Annotated in this window: 28 protein-coding genes and 1 pseudogene; 18 read left to right on the top strand and 11 right to left on the bottom strand. The window is 69.5% G+C overall.

The features are described 5' to 3' along the window. Window positions 1–152 precede the first annotated feature (152 nt). The 5 genes from ADL01_RS18855 to araD all read left to right on the top strand — a co-directional run bounded on the left by ADL01_RS18855 (window position 153) and on the right by araD (window position 5,453). Window positions 153–590, top strand: a complete 438-nt coding sequence (locus tag ADL01_RS18855; RefSeq protein WP_003974483.1) for a hypothetical protein — start codon at window positions 153–155, stop codon at window positions 588–590. A 409-nt stretch (window positions 591–999) separates the two neighbouring features. Then, a complete protein-coding gene (locus ADL01_RS18850) occupies window positions 1,000–1,344 on the top strand; it encodes a hypothetical protein (protein WP_159049570.1) in 345 nt (114 codons plus the stop codon). Between the two features lie 56 nt (window positions 1,345–1,400). After that, complete coding sequence (gene araB / locus ADL01_RS18845; RefSeq protein ID WP_234354710.1) at window positions 1,401–3,125, top strand: ribulokinase; 1,725 nt, start codon at window positions 1,401–1,403, stop codon at window positions 3,123–3,125. A gap of 47 nt (window positions 3,126–3,172) precedes the next feature. Continuing rightward, on the top strand, window positions 3,173–4,693 hold the full coding sequence (gene araA, locus ADL01_RS18840; protein WP_053743172.1) for an L-arabinose isomerase: 1,521 nt from the start codon (window positions 3,173–3,175) through the stop codon (window positions 4,691–4,693). Window positions 4,694–4,727: 34 nt separating this feature from the next. Further along, on the top strand, window positions 4,728–5,453 hold the full coding sequence (gene araD, locus ADL01_RS18835) for an L-ribulose-5-phosphate 4-epimerase AraD (protein WP_053743171.1): 726 nt from the start codon (window positions 4,728–4,730) through the stop codon (window positions 5,451–5,453). A 493-nt stretch (window positions 5,454–5,946) separates the two neighbouring features. Here araD and ADL01_RS18830 read toward each other — a convergent pair whose 3' ends face one another. From ADL01_RS18830 to ADL01_RS18820, 3 genes are read right to left on the bottom strand one after another with little or no spacing between them, the layout of a single operon-like run. Next, window positions 5,947–6,672, bottom strand: a complete 726-nt coding sequence (locus ADL01_RS18830) for a WbqC family protein (protein ID WP_053743170.1) — start codon at window positions 6,670–6,672, stop codon at window positions 5,947–5,949. Window positions 6,673–6,700: 28 nt separating this feature from the next. Beyond that, window positions 6,701–7,390 (bottom strand): YdcF family protein, encoded by a 690-nt coding sequence (locus ADL01_RS18825; RefSeq protein ID WP_053743169.1) that lies wholly within the window; start codon window positions 7,388–7,390, stop codon window positions 6,701–6,703. Further along, window positions 7,387–8,397, bottom strand: a complete 1,011-nt coding sequence (locus ADL01_RS18820) for a helix-turn-helix domain-containing protein (protein ID WP_053743168.1) — start codon at window positions 8,395–8,397, stop codon at window positions 7,387–7,389. Before ADL01_RS18820 ends, ADL01_RS18825 begins: the two co-directional genes overlap by 4 nt. 120 nt (window positions 8,398–8,517) lie before the next feature. Between ADL01_RS18820 and ADL01_RS18815 the strand changes: the two genes are divergently transcribed. The 7 genes from ADL01_RS18815 (at window position 8,518) to ADL01_RS18790 (ending at window position 12,984) form a co-directional block, all read left to right on the top strand. Continuing rightward, complete coding sequence (locus tag ADL01_RS18815; protein WP_234354709.1) at window positions 8,518–8,934, top strand: hypothetical protein; 417 nt, start codon at window positions 8,518–8,520, stop codon at window positions 8,932–8,934. Beyond that, complete coding sequence (locus ADL01_RS18810) at window positions 8,934–9,389, top strand: hypothetical protein (protein WP_053743166.1); 456 nt, start codon at window positions 8,934–8,936, stop codon at window positions 9,387–9,389. Before ADL01_RS18815 ends, ADL01_RS18810 begins: the two co-directional genes overlap by 1 nt. Next, entirely contained in the window at window positions 9,386–9,622 is a 237-nt protein-coding gene (locus ADL01_RS18805) for a hypothetical protein (RefSeq protein ID WP_053743165.1), read from the top strand. Before ADL01_RS18810 ends, ADL01_RS18805 begins: the two co-directional genes overlap by 4 nt. 295 nt (window positions 9,623–9,917) lie before the next feature. Further along, window positions 9,918–10,061 (top strand): hypothetical protein, encoded by a 144-nt coding sequence (locus ADL01_RS45405; RefSeq protein WP_199834868.1) that lies wholly within the window; start codon window positions 9,918–9,920, stop codon window positions 10,059–10,061. 16 nt (window positions 10,062–10,077) lie between these two features. After that, on the top strand, window positions 10,078–11,274 hold the full coding sequence (locus ADL01_RS18800; RefSeq protein ID WP_053743164.1) for a cupin domain-containing protein: 1,197 nt from the start codon (window positions 10,078–10,080) through the stop codon (window positions 11,272–11,274). Then, window positions 11,271–12,179 carry an aldo/keto reductase gene (locus ADL01_RS18795; protein WP_053743163.1) on the top strand — a complete coding sequence of 303 codons (909 nt, stop codon included), beginning with the start codon at window positions 11,271–11,273 and terminating at the stop codon, window positions 12,177–12,179. Before ADL01_RS18800 ends, ADL01_RS18795 begins: the two co-directional genes overlap by 4 nt. A gap of 19 nt (window positions 12,180–12,198) precedes the next feature. Continuing rightward, complete coding sequence (locus ADL01_RS18790; RefSeq protein WP_234354708.1) at window positions 12,199–12,984, top strand: phosphotransferase; 786 nt, start codon at window positions 12,199–12,201, stop codon at window positions 12,982–12,984. A gap of 318 nt (window positions 12,985–13,302) precedes the next feature. Here the strand turns inward: ADL01_RS18790 and ADL01_RS47810 are convergent. Next, window positions 13,303–13,413: pseudogene (locus tag ADL01_RS47810) on the bottom strand (flavoprotein); the annotation flags it as partial. A 202-nt stretch (window positions 13,414–13,615) separates the two neighbouring features. On the opposite strand from ADL01_RS47810, the gene ADL01_RS18785 reads away from it, so the two are divergent. Then, the gene (locus tag ADL01_RS18785) at window positions 13,616–14,128 is read left to right on the top strand and encodes a carboxymuconolactone decarboxylase family protein (protein ID WP_053743161.1); all 513 of its coding nucleotides are present in this window, start codon (window positions 13,616–13,618) and stop codon (window positions 14,126–14,128) included. Window positions 14,129–14,154: 26 nt separating this feature from the next. Here the strand turns inward: ADL01_RS18785 and ADL01_RS18780 are convergent, their stop codons facing one another. Together ADL01_RS18780 and ADL01_RS18775 are read right to left on the bottom strand one after the other, a co-directional pair. Beyond that, complete coding sequence (locus tag ADL01_RS18780; protein WP_234354707.1) at window positions 14,155–14,439, bottom strand: putative quinol monooxygenase; 285 nt, start codon at window positions 14,437–14,439, stop codon at window positions 14,155–14,157. Window positions 14,440–14,462: 23 nt separating this feature from the next. Beyond that, window positions 14,463–14,885: a VOC family protein gene (locus ADL01_RS18775; RefSeq protein ID WP_063783544.1), complete on the bottom strand. Its 423-nt coding sequence runs from the start codon at window positions 14,883–14,885 to the stop codon at window positions 14,463–14,465. A 72-nt stretch (window positions 14,886–14,957) separates the two neighbouring features. On the opposite strand from ADL01_RS18775, the gene ADL01_RS18770 reads away from it, so the two are divergent. Next, window positions 14,958–15,926, top strand: coding sequence for a helix-turn-helix transcriptional regulator (locus ADL01_RS18770; protein ID WP_053743159.1), 969 nt, complete (start codon window positions 14,958–14,960; stop codon window positions 15,924–15,926). Between the two features lie 218 nt (window positions 15,927–16,144). Then, the gene (locus tag ADL01_RS18765; RefSeq protein ID WP_053743158.1) at window positions 16,145–18,796 is read left to right on the top strand and encodes a hypothetical protein; all 2,652 of its coding nucleotides are present in this window, start codon (window positions 16,145–16,147) and stop codon (window positions 18,794–18,796) included. A 48-nt stretch (window positions 18,797–18,844) separates the two neighbouring features. Here the strand turns inward: ADL01_RS18765 and ADL01_RS18760 are convergent, their stop codons facing one another. Next, complete coding sequence (locus tag ADL01_RS18760; RefSeq protein ID WP_053743210.1) at window positions 18,845–19,165, bottom strand: hypothetical protein; 321 nt, start codon at window positions 19,163–19,165, stop codon at window positions 18,845–18,847. Between the two features lie 228 nt (window positions 19,166–19,393). After that, a complete protein-coding gene (locus ADL01_RS18755; protein WP_053743157.1) occupies window positions 19,394–20,770 on the bottom strand; it encodes an NAD(P)-binding domain-containing protein in 1,377 nt (458 codons plus the stop codon). 182 nt (window positions 20,771–20,952) lie between these two features. Here ADL01_RS18755 and ADL01_RS18750 point away from each other — a divergent pair, with 182 nt between their 5' ends. After that, window positions 20,953–21,348, top strand: coding sequence for an ArsR/SmtB family transcription factor (locus ADL01_RS18750; RefSeq protein ID WP_053743156.1), 396 nt, complete (start codon window positions 20,953–20,955; stop codon window positions 21,346–21,348). A 33-nt stretch (window positions 21,349–21,381) separates the two neighbouring features. Here the strand turns inward: ADL01_RS18750 and ADL01_RS18745 are convergent, their stop codons facing one another. Then, window positions 21,382–22,194 carry an aquaporin gene (locus tag ADL01_RS18745; RefSeq protein WP_053743155.1) on the bottom strand — a complete coding sequence of 271 codons (813 nt, stop codon included), beginning with the start codon at window positions 22,192–22,194 and terminating at the stop codon, window positions 21,382–21,384. A 51-nt stretch (window positions 22,195–22,245) separates the two neighbouring features. Then, window positions 22,246–22,560, bottom strand: coding sequence for an ArsR/SmtB family transcription factor (locus ADL01_RS18740; RefSeq protein ID WP_053743154.1), 315 nt, complete (start codon window positions 22,558–22,560; stop codon window positions 22,246–22,248). A gap of 133 nt (window positions 22,561–22,693) precedes the next feature. On the opposite strand from ADL01_RS18740, the gene ADL01_RS18735 reads away from it, so the two are divergent. Continuing rightward, window positions 22,694–23,128 (top strand): arsenate reductase ArsC, encoded by a 435-nt coding sequence (locus ADL01_RS18735; RefSeq protein WP_053743153.1) that lies wholly within the window; start codon window positions 22,694–22,696, stop codon window positions 23,126–23,128. Window positions 23,129–23,274: 146 nt separating this feature from the next. Then, complete coding sequence (locus tag ADL01_RS18730; protein WP_053743152.1) at window positions 23,275–23,520, top strand: hypothetical protein; 246 nt, start codon at window positions 23,275–23,277, stop codon at window positions 23,518–23,520. Window positions 23,521–23,537: 17 nt separating this feature from the next. On the opposite strand, the gene ADL01_RS18725 is transcribed toward ADL01_RS18730, so the two are convergent. Next, complete coding sequence (locus tag ADL01_RS18725) at window positions 23,538–24,110, bottom strand: GNAT family N-acetyltransferase (protein ID WP_234354706.1); 573 nt, start codon at window positions 24,108–24,110, stop codon at window positions 23,538–23,540. Window positions 24,111–24,116: the final 6 nt, after the last annotated feature.

The following is a 24,116-nucleotide window of genomic DNA, read 5'->3' as shown; positions in this document are numbered from 1 at the left end:
CGGGTCAAGGAATCATGGGCCCCGGGCAGGGAACCATGGGTCCTGGGCAGGGCAGTATGAGTCCTGGGCAGGCCCCGGGATCGAACGGTGTGCCCGAGAGCGTCGACCGGAGGGTCGATCGACTCCGGGCAGCGAGCGGGAATGGTGGTCGGGTGGGGGTGACGTACAAATACTTCGGCGCACCGGACGGCGCCACGGCTGCCCGCGTCCCGATCTCGATGCGCCCCGAGGAACTCGGCGGCGACGAGCTCGGCATGAACGGCATGTTCACCAAGATCAAGCCCGAAACGATGGCCGCGATGGTCCTCACCGGCATCGAGGGTGTCCCCCTCCACAAGGTGCCCCCGCTGGAACTCGTCGTCCTGCACCCCGACTACGCGGTCGTGAAACTCCCGATGACCGTCGTCGACCCGCTACGAGGCATAGGCGAGGAGGCGGTGGGCGCGGCAGCGTTCATCTGGTCGACGGTGCCGGACCGGGGCGGGCCTCGGGACGCGTTCAATGTGTACCAACTGCTGCACGAGTGGCAGGACTTCAGCCATCGGTTGCATGAGGCGGGGCATCAGCCGTACTGCCTTGTGTGGCCCTGAGCCGGGATTTCGTTCGGTGCGGGCGGGGCTTTCGGGTCCCGCCTTTGTCATGCGCCAGGAGGGGCGGCAGCAGGACCGGAACAGGTTGGCTTGCGGAAGGCTTGCAGGATCCGCCGGCCTCCGGCAGCCTTACCTGATCTTCCGGCCACGCTCGACAACGCTGCCCGCGTCTGCGACCAGGAGGTTTGGGCAGCACGGAGTGCCTTTTTCGGCACAGATATTGACGCCCGGCGGGTAGGGCCATACCTTCAGTCGCTGAGCGAAGTATCGAACGTAGTTCGACATTACGAACAAGGCCGGTGGCGGTCCGCCCTCGCACGCTGACCGGTCGAAGCCCCGAAATGAGAGCACCGCTATGAAGGCGACAGGTCTGGCAGCGCCGCACAGACTGCGAAGTTCCGACGCCGTCATGCGTCTCGACGGGGTCGACGCCGTCATGCGTCTCGATGGCTTCGACGGGGTCACGCGTCTCGATGGCTTCGACGGGGTCGACGGGGTCGACGGTCAGGGCTTTCGCAACCATCGACCGGATCTTGTCGTAGATGTCGCAGACGGTCGTCCCGTCGCTCTCGACGTCCTGCCGGGCATCGCCCACTGGCGCGAGTCGTTCCCCGACTTCCGGCCGCCTTCGGAGCGAGCCTCGGCGCGGACCTCGCGCCTGCGCACCCGGCGTCGACCGCATCACCGTCACACCGCTCACCGTCACGCCGCTCACCTGCTGATGGCACGCTCCGGCAGGGGTCCGGGCGCGTGAGCCGGCCCCTGCCGGGATCCGTACCCCCGAGGCTTCCCTCCGCCCCACCATTTCTCATGTCGAACAACGACCGTAATACCGAACAGAAAGGCGGTCCGGTGGTGAACGCCGAGAACAGCGAAGACACCCAGCCCGACACCTACGTCATCGGAGTCGACTACGGGACGCTGTCCGGGCGGGCCGTAGTGGTCCGGGTCGCCGACGGCACCGAAGTGGCCGCCGCCGAGCACCCGTACACGCATGCGGTCCTGGACCGGGCGCTTCCCGACGGCACCCCGTTGCCGCCCGACTGGGCGCTTCAGGTGCCCTCGGACTACGTCGACGTCCTGCGTATCGCCGTACCCGAGGCGCTGGCCCGTTCCGGTGTGCGACCGGAGCAGGTCGTCGGCATCGGCACGGACTTCACCGCCTGCACGATGGTGCCGGTCCTCGCCGACGGCACGCCCCTGTGCGAGCTCCCCGACCTCGCCGGCCGGCCGCACGCCTACGTCAAGCTGTGGCGTCACCATGCCGCGCAGGCGCAGGCCGACCGGATCACGGAGCTCGCCGAGGCGCGCAAGGAGCCGTGGCTGAAGCGCTACGGCGGCAAGATCTCCTCGGAGTGGGAGTTCGCCAAGGGCCTCCAGCTGCTGGAGGAGGACCCCGAGCTGTACGAGCTGACCGACCGCTGGATCGAGGCCGCCGACTGGATCGTCTGGCGTCTGTCCGGCAACTACGTCCGCAACGCCTGCACCGCCGGATACAAGGGCCAGTACCAGGACGGCAGCTACCCCTCCGCCGAGTACCTCGCCGCCCTCAACCCCGGCTTCGCCGGGTTCGTGACCGACAAGCTGGACCACCCGATCGGTCAGCTCGGCGATCTGGCCGGCGGGCTGACCGCCGAGGCGGCGGAATGGACCGGCCTTCCCGAAGGCATCGCCGTGTGCGTCGGAAACGTCGACGCCCATGTGACCGCACCCGCGGCGACCGCGGTGGAGCCGGGCCGCATGGTCGCCATCATGGGCACCTCCACCTGCCATGTGATGAGCTCCGACCAGTGGGCCGAAGTACCGGGCATGTGCGGTGTCGTCGAGGGCGGCATCCTGCCGGGCCTGTGGGGATACGAGGCCGGGCAGAGCGGCGTCGGCGACATCTTCGGCTGGTTCGTCCGTACCTCCTTCCCCGCGTCGTACGCCGAGGAAGCCGCCGCCCTCGGGCGGGACGCGCACGAGCACCTGACGGCCCTCGCGGCCGAGCAGGAGATCGGCGAGCACGGCCTGATCGCCCTGGACTGGCACAGCGGCAACCGTTCCGTCCTGGTCGACCACGACCTCAGCGGCGTCGTGGTGGGACAGACCCTGTCCACCCGCCCCGAGGACATCTACCGGGCGCTCCTCGAGGCCACCGCGTTCGGCACCCGCACCATCATCGAGACGTTCCAGAAGTCCGGCGTCCCGGTCGAAGAGCTGATCATCGCGGGCGGACTCACGAAGAACGCGCTGCTGATGCAGATCTACTCCGACGTCACCCGACTCCCCCTCGGCGTCATCGACTCGGCGCAGGGTCCCGCCCTCGGCTCGGCGATGCACGCGGCGGTGGCGGCGGGAGCGTACGCGGACATCCGCGCCGCCGCCCAGGCCATGGGCAAGGCACGTCCGGCCGTCTACCTGCCCGACCCCGAGCGGGCCGCGGCCTACGACCGTCTGTACGCCGAATACCAGCTCCTGCACGACTACTTCGGCCGTGGCGCCAACGAGGTCATGCACCGCCTGCGCCGCATCCGCGCCGAGGCATCCGCCTGAGCGGCACCGCCCCGCGCCCCCGGTCGACCCCCTTCGAAAGGAACCTCATGGAGAACAACGCCACCCACCCCTATCCCGAGCAGGAGATCTGGTTCCTCACCGGAAGCCAGGGCCTGTACGGCGACGACGTCCTGCGTCAGGTGGCCGACCAGTCCAGGAGCATCGCCGAGATCCTCGGCAGCCCCGGGAAGATCCCGGTCAAGATCGTGTGGAAGCCGGTCCTGAAGGACGCCGACTCGATCCGCCGTATGTGCCAGGAGGCGAGCTCCTCCGACGTCTGCGTCGGCGTGATCGTCTGGATGCACACCTTCTCGCCCGCCAAGATGTGGATCGCCGGACTCAGCGCCCTGGACCGGCCGTTGCTCCACCTGCACACCCAGTACAACCTGTCGCTGCCCTGGCCGACCATCGACATGGACTTCATGAACCTGAACCAGGCCGCCCACGGCGACCGTGAGTTCGGGCACATCGAGTCCCGTATCGGCATCGACCGCAAGGTCGTCGCCGGTCACGCCACCGACCCCCGGGTCGTACAGCGTGTCACCGCCTGGGCCCGCGCCGCCGTCGCCCGCCACGCCTCACGCACCCTGCGGCTCGCCCGCTTCGGCGACAACATGCGCGACGTCGCCGTGACCGAGGGCGACAAGGTCGAGGCGCAGATCCGGTTCGGGTACTCCGTCAACACCTACGGCGTGAACGACCTGGTCGCCGTCGTCGACGAGGTCGAGGACAAGGCGACCGCCGAACTCGCCGCCGAATACGTCGAGTTGTACGACGTGGTGCCCGCGCTGCGCCCCGGCGGCGACCAGCACGACTCGCTCCGCTACGCCGCCCGGCTCGAAATCGGCCTGCGCACCTTCCTCACCGAGGGCGGCTTCACCGCCTTCACCACCAACTTCGAGGACCTCGGCGGTCTGCGCCAGCTTCCCGGACTCGCCGTCCAGCGCCTGATGGCCGACGGCTACGGCTTCGGCGGCGAGGGCGACTGGAAGACGTCCGCCCTGCTGCGCACGATGAAGGTCATGGGCGCGGGCAACCCCGGCGGCACCAGCTTCATGGAGGACTACACCTACCACCTCGGCCCCGGCACCCCGCTCGTCCTGGGCGCCCACATGCTCGAGGTCTGCCCCTCGATCGCCGCCGACCGCCCCAGCTGCGAGATCCACCCGCTGTCCATCGGTGGCCGTGAGGACCCGGTCCGCCTGGTCTTCAGCGCGGCCGAGGGCCCCGCCGTCGTCGTCGGCCTCTCCGACCTCGGCGACCGCTTCCGGCTGACCGCCAACGCCGTCGACGTCGTCGCCCCCAGCGAGCCGCTGCGCCGTCTGCCGGTGGCCCGCGCCGTGTGGAAGCCGCGCCCGTCGCTGGCGGAGTCGGCGGAGAGCTGGCTGCTCGCCGGCGCGCCGCACCACACCGTCCTCAGCTCGGCGGTCGACACCGAGACGCTGACCGACTACGCGGCCATGGCCGGCGTCGAACTGCTCACCATCGACGAGAACACCAAGACCGAGCAGTTCGGCAAGGAAATCCGCTGGAACGCCGCCTACCACCGGCTCGCCCAGGCCCTGTGACGTCCATGAACCGTATGCAGAAGGAGACGACCTCATGACCGCACGAGTCCGCGACGGCCTGCGGGAAGAGGTCCTGGACGCCAACCTCACCATCCCCAAGGTCGGCCTGGCGACCCTGACCTGGGGCAACGTGAGCGGAGTCGACCGGGAGGCGGGCGTTTTCGTCATCAAGCCCTCCGGCGTCCCCTACGACGCCCTGACCATCGACGACCTGGTGACGGTGCGCCTGTCCGACGGCGCGGTCGTCGACGGTCACCTGCGCCCCTCCACCGACACGGAGACCCACCGCTGCCTCTACCTGGCGTTCCCCTCCGTCGGCGGGGTCACCCACACGCACTCCACGCACGCCGTCGCGTTCGCCCAGGCCCGCCGTGACATACCTGTCCTCGGCACCACCCACGCGGACACGTTCAACGGCCCGATCCCGTGCACCCCCGACCTCTCGGCCGAACAGTGCGCGAAGGACTACGAGTACAACACCGGCCGCGTCATCGTGGACATGCTGGCGGAGGACGACCAGCGGGCGGCGGAGGTCCCCGCCGCCCTCGTCGCCAGCCACGGCCCCTTCACCTGGGGCTCCAGCGCCCGCAAATCCCTCGAACACGCGATCATCTGCGAAGCCGTCGCCGAGATCGCCCTCAACACCCTGGCCCTGGCGCCCACCAGCCCGCCGCCCCCTCACCTCCTGGCCCGCCACTACACCCGCAAACACGGCCCCGACGCCTACTACGGCAACCCGGATCCCACTGCGGCTTCGTGACCGGCACGGAGATACGTGCGGATGCCCGGCGATGACGAGCCCACGCCGGGCATGCGCCCCGGAGGGCATATCCGGGGCGCATGAGCCTGGGAAAGGGAAACGGCGTTGACCGACGAGAGCTACCGAGAGGTGTTCTCCGAGGTCAACACCGTTTCCCCGAGAAAGTCCAGGTCGGCGCCCTCACGCCCTCAGTCGCTGTACGAGGGGCAGGATTTCAGCCACCGGTTGGCATGAGGCGGGGCATCAGCCGTACTGCCTTGTGTGGCCCTGACTTCGTGAACTGCTCGACGTCCAAGAACGCTGGCGGTCCTACGCTCTCGTGCAGTAGTAGGCAGCTTGTGCGCCGACCCGCCCGGCCACCACCTCAACCGGGAGTCTGCCGCTTCGCGCTGCGAGGAACGGATCCACGGGTGCACGCGCGCCAGGCGGACGAGTGGGTATCCGTGCTCAGCGACGCACAGGAAGGGTTTCTTGTCCGAGTTGTTCAGCCTCGTCACGCCTGGGCTGCAAGGAAGCGGGCTTCTCGTTGGACAGCCAGTCTGTTCGCCAACACCCCGGGACCGATCTTGCTCAAGGCCCAGAGGCTGCTGCTCCTCCGTGCCCACTGCCAGAGCGGATCGTCCGCATCCCCAGGGGTACGGAAAGGCAGCACAGGGATGCTGCGGGCATCAAACGGATCAACGTCGAGGTAGCGCAGCCCGCCGGTGCCGCACAGATAGTGGGTACTGCTGGTGGCTGCGGCGAGATCGGCAAGGCGCTCGGACCGGCCTTGACGGGTCGGGATCTCACTACTGACCAGCACTTCTCCTGACCAGCCAAGAGCGGTGAGCAGGGCGATCGTCGATGCTCTCGTGAGGTCGGCCACGCGGTCTGTGGTGTCGATCATGTACAAGACCGCGTCCAGGACCTCGCGCGTGGCATCCCAGTAGCGGCTGTGGCCGTAGTACTGGCGCATGAGCAGTTCGACTGTCCGTCGCGAGCGGCGGGGATCGACGAGCCGAGCCTGGCTGATCCTCGTCGCGCGCCCGTGGGGAAGGTGCGTCGGGAGCGTGAGCCACTGCTGCCGACCAGGATCGTCCAAGGCGGCGAGACGGGCTCGATGCTGGTAGTCGCGCCGGGCAAACTGCACATCGTCGAGGACGATCCAGCGGTCGGCGGCAAAGAGCTTCGCCAATGTGGACAGCCGTGGAAACAAGTTCGGTTGATGAATCGCACACACCCCATCCGACGGACCGACGCGGGGTGATTCAGGCGCTGATGAGGCGGCTGTCGAATCCGGCCTGTAGAAGGCGCTCGTAGGCGTCATGGACATCCTTCGGTACGTCCTGCTCAACGGCGAAGCCGAGCTTCGGGTATTCGATCACCCGTTGCAGGTCTCCGACGAGCATGTCGACGACGAGCTTCTCGTCGCCGATGGACTTGATGTAGTCGTCCAACTCAAGTGGCTCGGAGGCGCAGACCACCTCCACGTCCGGCCACAAGTTGCGGCAGGTCGCGTACGAGCGGCGCTCCATGTACGGCTTGGAGATCAGCAGAAGCGACTCCACCTCCACGCCGGCGTCGGCGAGCAGCTCGCGGGAGAAGGTGATGTTCTGGCCTGTGTTCGCCGCCTTCGGTTCCACCAGGATCGACTCGTCCGGCACACCCAGGGCAAGCGCATGCTCGCGGAAGTGGACGGCCTCGCCGCGCGGGAAGCGGGCTCGGGTGGTGGGGCTGTTGCCGCCGCTGAACACCACGACGGGGAAGAGGCCGGCGCGGTAGAGGTCGGCGGCCGTGGTGGCCACGCCCAGGTCGTGGCTGCCCAGGCCGATCGCCGCCGAGCAGGGCCGCTGCTCGTGGCCCATCTGGTGGTAGTTCCAGATCAACGTCGCGTCGTGGAACTGCTCGTCGGTGATCTGGCGCTGCTGGTGCTCCGGCACGTGCACTCCCTGGCTCATCTTTGCTGGTGGCTCAGCCCGAACTGCTGAGCCACTTGTGCCGCCTGATCGAGGACGGACAGCCCATCATTCCGGGTCGCCGCATCCGACAGAAGGATGTGCCCGTACGCGGTGTCCAACCGCACCCGCTGCATCGGAGAGTCGACCGTGCCGGTGGTACGCGCGATATCGATGTAGTGCAGGGCCTGCTTCAGATCACCGGCGCCGCGGTGGGCCAGGGCCAGCTTCTGGTGGGCGACCGACCAGTCCTCCGGCTCGCCCAGGTCCTCGAACGCTTGAGTGGCGTCCACCATCACGTTGGTGGCGTACTCGTTGTTGCCCTCCTTACTCAAGGCCGTACCCACCCAGAGCTGGGCCCTGGCGCGGTCGCGAGGGCTCAGGCGCTCGTCGGTGGCGAGGAGTTCGTAGTGGCGGGCGGAGGCTTCGAGTTGGCCGGACATCTCCTGTACGACGGCGATGGACAGCTCGATCTGTGCCACCCGGCGCGGGATGTCGAGTTCGGTGAACATGCCACGGGCGGTCCGGTAGGAGTGAAGGGCGGAGAGCGGGCCGAGGATCGCGCCCTGGTCCCGCTGAAGGTCACCGAGGAGGACGAGCGAACGGCCGTACAGATAAAGGCCCTTGTCCTCCAGGCGGTGCGGGTCGTGACTCCCCAGCCAGCGGTTCAACAAGGTGGAGGCGAAGGAGAAGTTCTGGCGGCTGACGCAGACCACGGCCCGCTCGATGTCCTCGGTCCAGGTCTCGTAGTCCGCCGGCCTCGCGCTCTTCCGCTCCGGGAACAGCACCGCCTCGAACCGGGCATGGGCGGCGGCATCGGCACGGGCGAGCGCGGTGTCGAGGATCGCCTGGGTATCGGGCCTCGGCTGCGTTTCGGCGCGCAGGCTCTCCCACTTGGCCACCGTACGCAGGGCGACGCCCAAGTGCTCGGCGAAGGCGCGCGTACTCATCCGCAGGGCAGCGCGCAGAGCGCTCGCCTCCCGGCCTGTCCATTGCTGCACGCTGACCACGGATTACCTCCCCTCCGTCACGTATGTAAGCACCCTCTGTGACGACGCAGGGCGAGAAGTGCAACGGAAGTACAACAGCAGGTCATTTCGAGGCCGGTCACGCCGGCCGACGCTATGGACATGGACGAGGAACTCATCACGGAACGCCGCCCGGTCACCGGCCCACATGTCTTCGGCTACATACGCCACGTCACCGGTGGACAGGCCCGCCACGCGGCGTTGGTCGACTGCCTCACCGAGTACTGCCGACGGCACGAACTGACCCTGTGCGGGGTCTTCACCGACCGCGAGGCGACCGTGACCGTCCGCTCCCCCGCCTTCGTCGGCCTCCTCGACGCCCTGGAACTCCCCGACACCTACGGCACCGTGATCCCCGTCCTCAGCCACCTCGGCCCCAAGCACACCGCCAACGAGCGGAAGCGGCAGATAACCGCGACCAGCACCCGTCTGATCGTGGTCCGTTCCACCAGGGCGACCACTGGTCCTTCGCCTTCACTCGGCGCAAGTTCCAGCCTCCAATGGCAAGGAGGCACGTGATGTTCCTACGCGAAGCACTGCGGAGCGCCCTCATGGTCAACGATGTGCCCGGACTGCGCCTGCTCCAAGTCGGCGGTTACTGGGACCTCGTACGGATCCCCGCGGACATCGGCTTCCTGGCCTTGGCTCACCTCCGCGCCACCGGCGCGGCGATCGGCCCCGTGCTGTACGACAAGCCCAACGAACGCCTCTACTACGCGATCAGGACCGGCACCCTCGGCAGTTGGGACGACCTGCCCGTTCGGCATCTCTCCAGCAACTCTTGGCTGGTGGCCCCTGGCCTTGAGCTGATGGACGACTGGTTCGGCGGCTGGTGCGAACTGCCCGACGACAACACCCTCACGGACGTCGACACCCTCCGCGCCGCGCTAACCCACCCATACGTCCTCGCCGGCCAGGAGGATCCCTCCGGCGCCTGTCACAGACAGGCCGAGCTCGAAAGGGCAGGCCGGTGAATACCCGCGCGGTCATCCGCCACTTGGAGTGGACCATCCAGCCCGACCGGGAGCCGGACGCGGAGCCGACCACATACGCGATGCAATGCGCCGTCTGCGGCAAGACCTCCCCACCCAGCGTCGACTTCGGCGTACCTCAGGACTGGGTGTTCGAGCACGGCTCCCGCAACCCGTCACACCACACCTACCGCGAGATCATCACCCGGCCATGGCGTGCCTGGTGGAAACCGTGACAGGCCGCGTCGTGAGCCGATCGGCGCGCTGCACAGCCCGCTTCCGATCGCACTGATCGCCGCCTCGTCCGGCTTCGTGATCGACGTTGCGGTCTCCACCGCCCCAGTCAGCCCCTGAATTCCCGTCCCTGCCGCACGTAACCGATCGAGAGGTTCCCCCCGACCGAGAGGCCCCGGCAGGGGCGGGTCGTAGGCCCCCGCCCCGGGCGGATAGAACCGCCCGAACCCTAGACAGGCCGAGCGCCGTCCGGGGCGGGTCCGTAATGCCGTTTCATCCCGAACCCCAGGAGGAGCCATGCCGAACGACACCACCATCCCGGCGACCGGACCGGCCCAGGCCGGACTGGTCAAGGCACGTCGCCGTATCCAGGCCGCCCGCGAGCGGGGCGTCACCCCTTCCGACGGCGGCAGCACCGGCCGTACCGACGGCAACGACTGATCCAGGAGGAGAAGCGTTGTCGCCGCTGAATCTGGCGGCTCGCCTGGGCCAGGACGAGTTCCTGGCCCAGGTGCTCCACCGCCGCTACCGCCACATCTCTGCCGCCCTCCCGAACCCGGGTGAGCTGATCACTTGGGACGACGTGAACACCATCCTGGCGACCCACCGCCTGGAGCCGCCCCGCTTCCGCCTCTCTGCGGACGGGGAGATGCTGCCCGCCCACCGCTACACCGCTCCCGTCACCACCCGTCGGCACACCGTCTGGCAGCGCCTGCACCCGACCGAACTGCACGACCGGCTCGCCGAGGGCGCCTCCCTGGTCATCGACGCTGTCGACGAACTCCATCCGCCCATCGGCCGCGCGGCCATGGAACTGGAGCAGTGGCTGCGCACCGGCGTGCAGACCAATCTGTACGCCTCCTTCACCGCGCGCGAGGGCTTCGGCGTGCACTGGGACGACCACGACGTCGTCGTGATCCAGGTCGACGGCGCCAAACGCTGGAAGCTGTACGGCCCCACACGCGCCGCCCCCATGTACAAGGACACCGCCGAACCCGAACCGCCTCCGGAGAACCCGGTCGCGGAACTGGTCCTGCGCCCAGGGGACATGCTCTATCTCCCGCGCGGCTGGTGGCACTCGGTGGCCGCCTCCGAAGGCGAGCACTCCCTCCACCTCACCTTCGGCATCCAGGCCACCACCGGCGCTCAGCTCCTGTCCTGGCTCGCCGACGACCTACGCCGCCACGACGTCCTGCGCGAGGACCTGCCTGTGCACGCCACCGCAGCGCAACAGGCTGCATACCTGGAACGACTGCGCAAAGAGGTCACCACCGCCCTTGAAGGCCCCGGATTGCTCGGCCGCTACACGGCGATGCGCGACAGCACCGACCTCACCCGCCTACGCCCGAGCCTTCCTCACATCACCGGACTCCCCGCAGACCCGGACATCCACGTCCAGTTGACCAGCAGTCGCGCGCAGATAGGCCCCGCACCCGACGGGGACGGAGTGATCTTCCGAGCCTGCGACAACGAATGGGAGTTGGCCAAGGAGGCTCTGCCTCTGCTTCAGATCCTGACGTCCGCCGCACCCGGCACCGTCTCCGTCGGCGAGCTCGTCGCGGCAACCGGAATCCCCATCGCGGACGTGACGGCCGTCGTCTCCGATCTGATGAACGGCCAAGCAGCCACAGTGGTGCAAGGAGACCGACGATGACGATCCCCTCTCTCGGTCTGGGCACCTACCGCATCCAGCCGTCCGCACTGTCCGCCGCCGTCACCCGCGCAGCCACCGACCCGACCACCGCATGGATCGACACAGCACCCAACTACCTCAACGGACAAGCCCAGTCACTACTCGCCCCCGCTCTCACCCAGCACCGCGTCGCGGTCTCCACCAAGGTCGGATTCCTCACCGACCGGGCCATCAAGGACGCCGTCGCAGACGGAGCCCTCAGCACCGACGCCGCCAAACACGGACACTGCCTGAGCACCCCGTACGTCCACTGGCAGTGCTCCCGCAACCGCACCGAACTCGGCCGCGCCCACCTGGACCTCGTCTTCGCCCACAACCCCGAGCGCACCGACGCTGACCCGTACGAATCCCTGCGCGACGCCTTCATCGCCCTGGAAGCAGAAGCGGCAGCAGGCACCCTGAGCGCGTACGGCGTCGCCACCTGGGACGGCTTCGAATCCGGCGCCCTGAGCATCCCCGCCCTGCACCAACTGGCGGCCGAAGCCGCCGGCACGGAACACCACCACCTGCGAGCCGTCCAACTGCCCGTATCCCTCGTCACCGCCACCGCATTCGCCCAGGCCCTGGACGGAGGTGGTCCCATCGCTCAGGCAGCCGAACTCGGATGGCACGTGTACGCCTCAGCACCCCTGTTCGGCGGGGAACTTCCCCACCTGGCCACACCCGAACTCACCGCACTCCTCAGCCCGGATCTCACCGTCCCCCAGGCATGCCTCCTCGCCACGGCCTCCTGCCCGGGAGTGACGCGAATTCTGCTCTCCACCTCCACCCCGGCACACTGGACCGAGGCACAAACGGCTCTGCGAAGCCCGGCCATCCCGGTCCCCACGCTGCGAAAGGTGCTGGATGTACTCGCCGCCGACTGACCCCGCCGACCAACAGCGCATGCACCGGGCATTCGTCCAGGCCGCGCAGACGCTGAACACCACGGTCGTCGGTCAAGAGGTCTGGGGCTGGTACGGCCGCACCCTCAGCAGCCGCGTCCACCACCCGGACCGCGGAGTCTGCTGGCTGAGGCTGCTCTCGGCACCCGAGGACAAGGCGGCCGGGAAGATCTGGGAGGGCAACGGCCAGGCCGCCGCCCTGTTCGACGGACACGTCCGCAAACCGTTGCTGTACGACTCCTCGGACACGAGCAGCGACGGCCACGCCTACCGCGCGGAACTGCACCAGTACGTCACCGAACCCGCTGTCTCTCCGAGCCCAGTCCTGCAGACGGATCCCGATCCGCCGGTCTCGTGGTGGGACTCGCTCCGAGCGGACCTGGACTACGTGAGCAGGGTCCCGACGGATCGCGTGGCCGTACGCCAGGAGTGGGTGGACCGCAGCGTCCCCCGCTTTCTCGGCATCCCCGCCCCCCGCATCACGGACTGGACGACAGCCCACGGAGACCTGCACACCGCCAATCTCACGAGCACCACCCCCTACCTCCTCGACTGGGAAGGCTTCGGCCAGGCGCCGGTCGGCTACGACGCGGCCATGCTGCTGGGGTACTCCCTGCTCGTGCCCAGATTCACCCAGCGCGTCCGCGACACCTTTCCCGTACTCAAGACAGAACCCGGACACGTCGCGCAGATCATCGTCATCACCGAACTGCTGCAGTCCGCCTCACGTGGAGACCATCCCGAACTCGTCCCCGCACTCCGCGCCCTGGCTACAGAACTGACTTGACCAGTCCGCCCGGCGGCCAATAACAAGCCAGCCATCGGTTGCGTGAGCTGGGCATCAGCCTTATTGCCTGGTTCAGCCGTGAGCCGGGGCTTTGGCTGGTAGCGGGCGGGGTCTTCGGGCCTCGCCCTTTTCGGTGCGGGAGACGGGGCGTCGGGGGGGCAGGGCACGTTGGTTCGCTGGGGGACTGGTGTGCCGGCGCCCAGCTAACAGCTCCTCGCAGAACAGGGGAGGGGCGCCTCAGAATTCCCTCATGCTCCTCACCCGAGCTGCCGCTGCCCCGGCTCGCAACCGGCGCAAGGACGGCGGCGCTGATCCCGGTCGCGCGCCCACCCTGGGAGCGACCAGCTTCAACACTTCCTCCAAGCGGCAGCGGTCGGCCCCGCCCCCGGCCTTCGGCCGGTGAGGTTCGTACGAGCCGCTGAGGGCGCCCAGTCGCTGTTCCACTCCACCCCCTCCGGGAGAGGGCATCGCGCTGTCCGGCCAGACCCACAGGTCCCCCACAACTACGGGCTCCCCCCGCACCCACGCCTCGCGAAGTCCCCCGACCGCGCGGCACAGTGGGACGGCACCGCATCAGTCCGTCCGAGTCGGAAACCGGCCGGTCCGCCACCCCGCTTGAAGGAGTTCCCCCGTGGAGTACCCCGACCTGTCGGCCCTGCCGGCGGAACTGCGCGAAGCCGTTGCCGAGCACGGTTCGCTCAACGTCTTCCGCATGATCATGCACTCCCCCGCACTCGCCCCCGGCCTCCTCCAGCTGGGCGACGCGATCCTGCGGAGCAACTCGCTGCCGGACCAGTTGCGTGAACTCGCCATCGTGCGGGTCGGCCACGTCTACCAGGCGCCGTACGAGGTCCACCACCACGAGAACGTAGGCCGCCTCGTCGGCCTGAGTCAGGCCGCCATCGCCGCTGCCGGCACCGGATCCACGGAGGGGCTGTCGAAGGAGGAGGCGTCGGTCCTGCGCTGTACGGACCGTCTGCTCGCCCGGCACACCCTGACCGACGCCGAACGCACCGAAGCGCTGGAGTTCCTCACCGTGGGCCAGCTCTCCGATCTCGTCATCACGGTCGGTTTCTACCAGCTCGTCAGCAACTTCCTGAACGCCTTCGGCGTGACGACCGACGGCGAGACCAGCCCGTCCTGAGTCAATGAGTCGCTGAGTCACGTCACCTACAGGCCCACTCCGCCCAGGACGGTGAGGTCCGTCCGGTGCGGTGGGGACGACAGCAGCGCCAGGACGTCCGCGGGAGCCGGACTGTCTGCGGTCGGCGGAGCCGTGAGAGCTGCCTGGGCGCTGGCGTCGTCCTGCCAGACCTCGGTGACGTGCACCGTGTCCGGATCGGCCGCGTCCTGGCTGATCAGGTAGATCTCACAGCCGGGGAACCCGTGCAGCCTCTGCGCCACCCTCAGCAGGACGGCCGCGAGCTCGCCGCCCCGGCCCGGGTGCGCTGTCATCGTCATCAGTCTGCCGATCACGATCAGACCAGGGTGGTGATGCAGAAGGGGTGGCCTGCGGGGTCCAAGAGGACCCGCCACCGGCCGGGTTGCGGCTGGACGGCGGGCTCGACGGCCCCCAGGGCGAGCAGCCGGGCCTGGGTGTCGTCCAGGTCGTCGACGCCCAGCTCGAGGTGGGCCTGCTTCTCCTGCGACGGGTCCGGCCAGGTGGGGCGCCGGTAGTCGGCCAGGCGGTTGAACCCCAGTCCGGCCGAGCCCTCCTGGCCGAGCATGACGAAGTCGTCGGAGGAGTAGGTGACGGGCAGGCCGAGGGCGTCGCCGTAGAAACGGGCGAGTTCGGCGGGGTCCGGACAGTCGAAGGTGACGGCCCCGTAGCGGATCGCGGTCGTGGTCGTGTTTGTTGTATTTGTTTCTTTTATTTTGTTTGATGCGTTTTCTGGGCTCATGAGAAGGACTCTATGCCGGGACCAGGACAGATTCGGTCCTGGTCGTACGGAATCGTGCGGGACACTTCACGCGTGATCAGCACCTCCGCCCGCCTGCTCCGACTGGTCTCACTGCTGTGCGCGCGGCCGTCGTGGACCTGCGGTGAGCTGGCCCGCCATTTGGCGGTCACCGAGCGCACGGTGCGGCGGGACGTCGCGAGGCTCCGGGAACTCGGCTACGGCGTCGAGTCCGACCCCGGGCCGTGGGGCGGCTACCGCCTCCGCGCCGGAACCCAAGTACCGCCGTTGATCCTGGACGACGAGGAGGCACTCGCCGTGGCGGTCGGGCTGCGCGAGGCCGCACTCAGCGGCGTACTCGGCGGCGACCAGGCCGCGCTGTCCGCCCTGCTGAAACTCCGCCAGGTGCTGCCACGCCGGATCGCGGACCGGCTGGGCGAGATGGACGCCGCTTTCGTCCACACCCTGAGGCCCGACGAGCCGCAGATCACGCCCGGCACTCTGCTGGACCTGGCCGCCGCGTGCCGTAGGGGCGAGCGCAGCCGCATGTCGTACCGCGACCGGGAAGGAACGGCCACGGTCCGCGACGTCGACCCGTACCGCCTGGTGCGCACGGGACGCCGTTGGTACTTCGTCGCCCGGGACGTGACGCGCGACGAGTGGCGCACCTTCCGGGCCGACAGGGTGGGCCGGATACAGCCGACCGGACGCCCCGTGGACCTCGTCGACCCACCCGACCCGGCACTGCTCGTCTCCCGCTCCATCGCGGCCGGCGCCTACCCGCTGTACGTGAGGATCCGCCTCCCTCTGCCCATGGACCAGGCGCTCCGGATGATCCCTCCGACGGTCGGCACCCATCGCCCGGAAGGCCCCGGCGCGACGATCGTCGACATCGGCGGCCCCGACGCCGACGGCCTCGCCAAGTACCTTCTCAGCCTGGCCACACCACTGCGGGTCGTGTCACCGGACGAGGTACGGGAGGCGCTGGTGAGCCGTACCCGGGACCTGCTGGACAACAACAACGCGGACGGTCGCCCCGGATAGCCGCGTCACACCCGGACCGCCGTGCTCGCGGCTCGCGGCTCGCGGCAACCGGCAAGCAGCAAGCACTCGCCATGCCATGACCCGGCTGTGCGCCGTACACGAAGCGACAGGTTCTGGTCAAAGGATGTCCAAGTGTGGCGGAAACTTGCTCCGCTCGTGGTCGGCTCCCCTGCGACCGCTGTTACCGCTTGCATCAACGCCCCTTCTGGGAGGACCCGGTGTCAGCACCGACCCGTAAGAGACGACGGCTCACAATCTGCGCCATCACCGCCTCCGCCGCCCTCGTCGCGATTCCCGCGAGCGCCGCGCCCGGCGGTGGCGGCAGCCCCTTCGGACCCCGCGTTCTCGGCCAACTCGCTGCGGAACGCGAGCAGTCGGTCGGCACGTTCGCCCCCAGCCTGAAGGGCGAGGACGGTGACGGTGACGACGGCAACGAGGCCGACGAGATCGCCGAGGGCGCGGACCAGTACGCCGAGGCCCGCACCTCACCCGGTGTCGTCGCACCGGGCGCGTACGGCGCCGCGTGGCAGAGTCTGAACAAGTTGCCTCGCAGCAAAGGCAGTTGGCGCAACGTCACCGACCTTCCCTACAACTCCGACGATCCGCGCTACCGGGACATCGACTCCAACTCCAGTGGCGGCTCAGGCAATGTCACCGGCCGGATGGCCGCCATGGCCGCCGACGACGACGGGTACGTGTACGCCGGCAGCGCGGGCGGCGGGGTGTGGCGGTCCAGGTCGGGCGGAGGGCACTGGCGGCCCATCAGCGACCGGCTGCCCGCGCAGTCCACCGGCGCGCTCGCCCTCGACAAGGCCGGGCGCCTGTGGCTGGGCACCGGCGAGGCGACGACCAACGCGGACGCCTACCTCGGCAGCGGTGTCTACGTCCTGACCCACCCTCACCACGGCACGTTCTCCTCCCGCACCCGGGTCGGCGGCGACGAGCTGGAGAGCACCACCGTCCGCCAACTGCGCTTCGGCGGCGACAAGGTGTGGGCGGCGACCAGCAAGGGCGTGTGGAGCCACTCCACGAAAACACTGAAGGGCGCCTGGAAGCTGGAGTTCGCCCCCAACCCCGGCTTCCTGCCCGGCGGTTCTGAGGCCGCAGACCCCAACGCCCCGTACAAGAACATCGCCAACGACATCGCGATCGACCCGAAGAACCCGAACAAGGTGGTCCTCGCGGTCGGTTGGCGCAGCGGTGACGACTACAACGGCTTCTACACCAAGGGCGCGGGCGGCACCTGGACCCGGATCACCAGCGGCCTGGGCGATCTGCCGGCCGATGCGGACGGCGTCGGCAGCGTCACCTTCGCCCGCTCGGCCGACGGCTCCCGCTACTACGCGATCGACGAGTCGCCGGAGCAGCTGAACACCAACCCGGACAGCGGCCTGGAGGGCTTCTACGTCTCCAAGTCCGGCTCTCCGACCGGGCCTTGGACGAAGATCGCCGACTACAAGGGGCTGGCGGCCTCCGGTTCGGCGCTGACGTCCAGCGGCTTCATGCCCGGCGTACAGGCCTGGTACAACCAGTTCCTGACCGTCGATCCGAGCGACCCGCAGCACGTGTACGCGGGGCTCGAGGAGGTCTACGAGTCCAGGGACGGCGGCGGCACCTGGTCGACCGTGGGCCCGTACTGGAACTTCGGTTTCTCCTGCTGGGGCATCGACCCGGCCAAGCAGACCGGGGACTGCGACCAGACCACCCACTCCGACCAGCACGGCGTCGCGATCGGCCGTTACCACGGCAGGAGCTTCGTGTACGTCGGCAACGACGGCGGTGTCTACAAGCGCCCGCTGAACGGCCGGCAGAACGCCTCCGGACACGCCACCGACTGGACCTCGCTGAACGACGGGACCATCGACACCCTGCAGTACTACTCGGTCGGCATCGGCAAGGACCTCGACCACGGGGGCGTCCTGGTCACCGGCGGTCTCCAGGACAACGGCCAGTCCGTCCTGCGTGGCGACGACCGGGTGATGGGCTCCAACTTCGGCGGCGACGGCGGCGACACCCTCACCGACCCGGCCAACGGCTGCAACACGGCTGAGGAGTACGTCTTCCTGTCCATCCAGGTGACCCAGAACTGCGCGGTCAACGACGGCAGTTGGATCGACGATGCGAGCAAGGCCACGTCCTTCAACGTGGCCCCGCCCGACAACGCCACCAGCGAGGCCCGCTTCATCGCCCCGCTCGCGGCCGACGCGAAGAACCCCTCCACGTGGATCGCGGGCGGCCGTCACGTGTGGGTGCAGACCCACGGGTACGCCATCCGCAAGGGCGACGAGTGGACCAGCGTGTACGACCTCGGCGCCGGCCACACCGCGACGGCCGTCGCGGCCTCCGGCGGCAAGGTCTACGCGGCCTGGTGCGGCCCCTGCAACAACCAGGGCTTCGCGCGCGGGATCTCGGTCGGCAACGCGGACGGCACCGGCTGGCACGACATCACGCTTCCCGTCGACGGGACCGTGCCCAACCGCTACCTCAGCGGCTTCGCCGTCGACCCGAAGACCGCCGACCATGTGTTCCTCACGGTCAACGGCTTCTCCCGGCAGTGGACCGAGGGGCCGGGTGCGGGCGTCGGCCATGTCTTCGAGTCCAGGGACGGCGGCACCACCTGGAAGGACATCTCCAGGAACTTCCCCGACGTGCCCGCCGATTCCGCCGTGATCACGCCGAACGGCGGCCTCGCTGTCGGCACCGACCTCGGCGTCGTCTACCGCGCCCCGGGCCGGACGACGTGGCAGCGCGTCGGCGACCTTCCGGCCGTCGCCGTGCTCCAGCTGAAGCTCGGCCCCGACGGCACCACCCTGTACGCGGCCACGCACGGCCGCGGCATCTATGCGATCAGGGTGCGGGACTGCGGCTGACCTTGCGGACGTGGCTTACGGGGAGGGGTGGTCCGGCTCATCGCCGGGTCACCCCTCCTTCCCGTACGGCACCACGCTCACGTACAGCGAGAACGCGACGCGCGCCGCACCCGCGACGTCCGGCGCCTTCGCCGACACGCCGACCACGGCGGCGCCGGCACGGGTTCCCGCGCACCGCAGCGAGGCACGGGCCGTACCGTCGCCGCGCACCTGCCAGCCGGACACCAGGACGAACGCCGGCGCGGAGCTGTGCACGGCCGTCCACCGCTTGTCGTCCGTACGAGGCCGCAGGACCAGGGTCACCACCGTGCTGGGCCGTACGCACAGCCGCCGCGCGACGGCGTCACCGGGACCGACAGCGACGTCCACGTGCCCGGCGGCGCAGCGCCCCGACGTGGCGGAGGGGGACGCTGGCGCCGGGACGGACGGTGACCGCGTTGACGCGCGGCTCGCCGACGGCACGCCCGAGTGCCCACCGCCCGCCGATCCGCCGCACGCTGTCAGAAGGACCACTCCGACGGCCATCGCCACCCCGGCCCACCACCACCGCATACCCATACCTCTGCCTCCTGGCCCGCGTACACGAAGTTTCCCCCGTCACCCGCCGGAGGTGGAGATCGAGGTGGAGGTGGAGGTGGCTGGGGCGCCGACGCCGATCTGGAGAGTGCCGGGGGCGGCGCAGCAACCGCCGCCCCCGTCCTGCCCGGCGTTCTCCGGCTCGTCGAAGAGACCCGCGCCGCCGCACACGCCCGTCGCCGGGAGGGTGAGTTCGACGCGTTCGGCGGCCTCCCGGTCGCCCGCGAGCGCGGCGGTGACGGAGCGGACCTGTTCGTAGCCGGTCATGGCGAGGAAGGTCGGGGCGCGGCCGTAGGACTTCATGCCGACCAGGTAGACGCCCGCTTCCGGGTGGGAGAGCTCGCTGACGCCGTGCGGGTGGACCGTGCCGCAGGAGTGCTCGTTCGGGTCGATGAGGGGGGCCAGGACGGTCGGGGCCTGGAGGCGTTCGTCGAGGCCGAGACGGAGTTCGGAGAGGAACGACAGGTCGGGGCGGAAGCCGGTCAGGACGATGACCTCGTCGACCGGGTCCAGGCGGCGGCCGTCGTCGGAGACGAGGACGAGCCGGCCGTTCTCCCGCTCCACAGCCTGTGTACGGAATCCCGTGACCGCGCTCGCGTGACCGGCCTCGACCGCTTCCCTGGCCCGCAGGCCGAGGGCGCCGCGCGCGGGCAACTGGTCGGCCTCTCCCCCGCCGTAGGTGTTCGCGCCGATGCCGCGCCGCAGGATCCACGACGTGTGGGTGCCGTCCTCCGCCTTCGCCAGGTCGGCGAGGAGGGCGAGGGCGGTGAAGGCGGAGGCGCCGGAGCCGATGACGGCGGTGCGCCGGCCCGCGTAACGGGCCCGTACAGCAGGGTCGTTGAGGTCGGGGACGCGGTAGGTGACGTGCTCAGCGGCTGCCTTCTCGCCGAGGGCGGGCAGGCCGTCGGCGCCCATCGGGGCCGGGGTGGCCCAGGTGCCGGAGGCGTCGATGACGGCGCGGGCGGTGAGCCGCTCCTCGTCGCCCGCGGTGGACCGGAGGTGCACGGTGAAGGGCTGCTCGTCGCGGCCGGAGTCGACGACGCGGTCGCGGCCGGCGCGGGCGACGCCGGTCACCGTGACGCCGTAGCGGATCCTGGCGCCGAGGACGTCCGCGAGGGGCTGGAGGTAGCGCTCGGCCCAGTCGCCGCCGGTCGGGTAGGTGGCGGCGTCGGGGCGGACCCAGCCGGTCGGGGCGAGGAGCTTCTCGGCGGCCGGGTCGACCAGTTCGCCCCAGGTGGAGAACAGCCGGACGTGCGCCCACTCCCGTACGGCGCTGCCCGCGACCGGGCCTGCTTCCAGGACGAGCGGTTCGATGCCGCGCTCGACGAGACGGGCGGCTGCGGCCAGGCCGATCGGACCGGCACCGATGACCACGACGGGCGGCGGCTGCTCAGCCATGAGGGTCCCCTTTGTTTCGATGTTCGTCGATCTCCCGCTCTCGCCAGCATGGCACTTGTATCGACAGGCGTCAACATAGACGTTTATCGAATCAGATCGCCCGGGACCGGCCCGCGGGGTGGCTGGGGATGACTGGGGATGGCCTCTGGCTGCACTGGTTCGACGCATGTCAACATAGACACATGTCGAATACGAAGGTGCTGCCGCTGCTCGAACCCGAGGCCACCGAGGTCACGGGAGATGCCGTGCCGTGCTGCCCGCCGCTCACCGAGCGCCCGCTGACGGCCGAGGAGGCCGAGCGCACCGCCGCGATGTTCAAGGCGCTCGGCGATCCGGTCCGGCTGCGCCTCTTCTCCCTGGTCGCCTCGCACGAGGGAGGCGAGGCGTGCGTGTGCGACATCTCCGACGTGGGCGTCTCGCAGCCCACCGTCTCCCACCACCTGAAGAAGCTCAGGGAGGCCGGCCTGCTCACCTCCGAGCGGCGCGGCACCTGGGTCTACTACCGGGTCGAGGCACCCGTACTGGCCGCGATGGGCAGGCTGCTCACCATCGCGCCGACCACCGCCGGACGAAGGTGAGAACGAACGCCGGGACGAACGCCCGAACGAACCTCACCTGACGGCGGATCGGGCGGGTACGAAGACGAGCGCCACCAGCGCCAGTCCGACGACCGCCCCCACCACCTGCGCACCGACGAACCCCGGCACCGACCCCGGCGCGATGCCCGCGAACGTGTCGCTGAAGGTCCGGCCGATGGTCACCGCCGGGTTCGCGAACGACGTCGACGACGTGAACCAGTAGGCGGCGCCGATGTACGAGGCCACGGCCACGGGCGCGTACCGCAGCTGGTCGGTGCGGGCCAGGCCGAAGATCAGCAGGATCAGGCCGGCGGTGGCCACCACCTCCCCCAGCAGCAGATGACCGGCCGAACGGTCGTGCGTGGACCACTCCACCAGGGGCTCGCCGAACATCGCGTCCGCCAGGATCGCGCCCGCGACGGCACCGACGATCTGCGCGGGGACGTACACCGCGACCTCGCGTGCCGTGACGCCGTCGCCGCCGCGCCGGGCGGTCCACCACTCGGCCAGCGTGACCACCGGGTTGAAGTGCGCCCCTGACACCGGGCCGAACAGCAGGATGAGGATGCCCAGGCCGAAGACGGTGGCGATCGAGTTGGCCAGCAACTGGACGCCGACGTCCTTCGTCAGTTCCGTGGCCTGGATGCCGGAGCCGATCACGACGGCGACGAGCAGGGCGGTGCCGAGCAGTTCGGCCGCGGCCCGGGCCCTCAGCGGGGTACGGGCCTTCAGCGGGGTACGGGGTGGGGTGGCGTCCGGCGCGGGCCGTGGTCCGGTGGCGGTCGCGGCCGCCCCTGCCGCTGGCCTGGGATGCTCGGCGGCTTCGGCAGCCTCGGTCGGTGTCAACAGGACTCCTTCAATGCGGTCGCCGCAGGCGGCGGAGATCAAGGGCGGAGATCAAGGGCAGGACCGTTTGACGTTGTTCTCGGCCGTGGCGCGTGCGGTCTCCGCCAGGTCGGCGAAGCCGTCCGCGAGGGAGGCGAGGACGTCGGGCCTGAGCCGGTAGTAGGTGAACCGGCCGCACGGCTCCGTGTCCACGACCCCGGCCTCGCGCAGGACCTTCAGGTGGTTGGAGAGGTTGGTCTGTCTGACCCCCGTCTCCTCGATCAGATGGGTGCTGCAGAGCGTCTCCTTGGCGAGCAGGGTGACGATCCGGAGGCGGAGCGGGTCAGCGAGAACCCGCATCAGATCAGCGTCGACCGACTTCAGCATGGACTGATACTGTCACATCAGCTTTAACTGATACCAGCCTGGGCTGAGCTGAAATGAGCTGAACCGAGCTGAGCCCTGGGAACCACAGCCCCGCACACGCGGGGACGATCCGAGCCCCGAAAAGGACGACTCCATGACCTCCTCCGGCCCGCTCGCCTCTGTGCTGTTCGTCTGTGTCCACAACGCCGGGCGTTCGCAGATGGCCGCCGGTTTCCTCAGCCACCTCGCGGGCGACCGGATCGAGGTCCGCTCCGCCGGCTCCGTCCCCGGAGACCAGGTCAACCCCGCCGCGGTCGAGGCGATGAAGGAAGCGGGTGTCGACATCGCCGGCGCCAGGCCGAAGATCCTCACCACCGAGGCGGTCCAGGCCTCCGACTACGTCATCACGATGGGCTGCGGCGACGCCTGCCCGGTCTTCCCCGGCAAGAAGTATCTCGACTGGGCGCTGACGGACCCGGCCGGCAAGGGCGTCGAGGCCGTCCGTCCCATCCGCGACGAGATCAGGGCCCGGATCGAGGCGCTGATCGCCGAGATCGACACGAAGGACCAGGCGAAGGACCAGGCGTGAGCTCGCCGAACGTCACGAACTGAGGTTCGACGCGACTGTCGCGCGCGTTGCCTGTCCCGCCACCCTGCAAGCGTCCCTCGTAGGCCTTTCACCCGAACGAGCGCCCGCGTGCCCGGCATTGACTCCCAGGGTGCTACGAAAAGCACATGCAGAAGCACACGCAGGGGCACACGCAGAACCAGACGGACACCCACCGCACCGACGACTGCGGGGGCATACCCTGCATCGTCCGCGCGGTGCGAGCCGGCGACGACCGGCTCATCGGCACCCTCCTCCAACGGTTCGCGCAGCACGCGGAGTTGGACTCGCTCTTCCGATTACGGGACGCCCTGCAACTCGACGCCGACCCCGTTGCGCACATCTCGCCCCCGGCCTGCCGCGCGGGGCGGTGACCGGTTCCCGCGCGGGCTCAGCGACCGTCCCGCGTACCCTCGTACTCCGTGGCGAGGAGGCCGAAGAGGACGTCGTCGGTCCACTCCCCCTTGACCCACAGGCTCTGGACGAGGTGGCCCTCGCGGCGGAATCCCACGCGTTCCAGCAGCTTGGCCGAGCGGACGTTGCGCGCGTCGCAGCCCGCCGAGAGCCTGTGCAGCTTCTCCTCCGCCAGCAGGAACCCGACGATCCGCGCGACCGCCTCGGTGGCGTACCCATGTCCCTGGAACTCCGGCGCGAACGTGAAGCCCAGCACGGCCTGCCGTCCGTCCTCGCTCCGGCACACCCCGACATCGCCGATCAGCCCGGGCACGTCCCGCCGCTCGACGGCGTACTGGAACCACCCCGGAGCGCGCGGGTCCCCGGCCGAGAAACTGGCCGCCAGCGGCTCGGCCTCCGCCAACGGCACCGGCGCCTCCCAGCCCTGATACCGGCTCACCTCGGGATCCGACCGGTACGCCGCCAATGCCGGCGCGTCCGCCGGGGTGAACCGCCGGAGCACCAGCCTCGCTGACTCCATGCTGACGTTCTCCATGCTGACGTTCTCCATGCTGAC

Origin of the sequence: Streptomyces sp. NRRL WC-3618 (assembly GCF_001280005.1) — a bacterium.
GTDB lineage: Bacteria > Actinomycetota > Actinomycetes > Streptomycetales > Streptomycetaceae > Streptomyces.
Note: the sequence above shows the minus strand (reverse complement) of the source record. Positions and strands in the feature narration are given on the sequence as shown.

Coding starts and splice junctions, on each gene's coding strand:
- ADL01_RS18850 (WP_159049570.1), top strand. CDS start 1,000: ATGCGTCTCGACGGGGTCGACGCCGTCATGCGTCTCGATGGCTTCGAC.
- araB (WP_234354710.1), top strand. CDS start 1,401: ATGTCGAACAACGACCGTAATACCGAACAGAAAGGCGGTCCGGTGGTG.
- araA (WP_053743172.1), top strand. CDS start 3,173: ATGGAGAACAACGCCACCCACCCCTATCCCGAGCAGGAGATCTGGTTC.
- araD (WP_053743171.1), top strand. CDS start 4,728: ATGACCGCACGAGTCCGCGACGGCCTGCGGGAAGAGGTCCTGGACGCC.
- ADL01_RS18825 (WP_053743169.1), bottom strand. CDS start 7,390: ATGAGCCAGGGAGTGCACGTGCCGGAGCACCAGCAGCGCCAGATCACC.
- ADL01_RS18815 (WP_234354709.1), top strand. CDS start 8,518: ATGGACGAGGAACTCATCACGGAACGCCGCCCGGTCACCGGCCCACAT.
- ADL01_RS18810 (WP_053743166.1), top strand. CDS start 8,934: ATGTTCCTACGCGAAGCACTGCGGAGCGCCCTCATGGTCAACGATGTG.
- ADL01_RS45405 (WP_199834868.1), top strand. CDS start 9,918: ATGCCGAACGACACCACCATCCCGGCGACCGGACCGGCCCAGGCCGGA.
- ADL01_RS18795 (WP_053743163.1), top strand. CDS start 11,271: ATGACGATCCCCTCTCTCGGTCTGGGCACCTACCGCATCCAGCCGTCC.
- ADL01_RS18790 (WP_234354708.1), top strand. CDS start 12,199: ATGCACCGGGCATTCGTCCAGGCCGCGCAGACGCTGAACACCACGGTC.
- ADL01_RS18780 (WP_234354707.1), bottom strand. CDS start 14,439: ATGACAGCGCACCCGGGCCGGGGCGGCGAGCTCGCGGCCGTCCTGCTG.
- ADL01_RS18775 (WP_063783544.1), bottom strand. CDS start 14,885: ATGAGCCCAGAAAACGCATCAAACAAAATAAAAGAAACAAATACAACA.
- ADL01_RS18755 (WP_053743157.1), bottom strand. CDS start 20,770: ATGGCTGAGCAGCCGCCGCCCGTCGTGGTCATCGGTGCCGGTCCGATC.
- ADL01_RS18750 (WP_053743156.1), top strand. CDS start 20,953: ATGTCGAATACGAAGGTGCTGCCGCTGCTCGAACCCGAGGCCACCGAG.
- ADL01_RS18740 (WP_053743154.1), bottom strand. CDS start 22,560: ATGCTGAAGTCGGTCGACGCTGATCTGATGCGGGTTCTCGCTGACCCG.
- ADL01_RS18735 (WP_053743153.1), top strand. CDS start 22,694: ATGACCTCCTCCGGCCCGCTCGCCTCTGTGCTGTTCGTCTGTGTCCAC.
- ADL01_RS18730 (WP_053743152.1), top strand. CDS start 23,275: ATGCAGAAGCACACGCAGGGGCACACGCAGAACCAGACGGACACCCAC.
- ADL01_RS18725 (WP_234354706.1), bottom strand. CDS start 24,110: ATGGAGAACGTCAGCATGGAGAACGTCAGCATGGAGTCAGCGAGGCTG.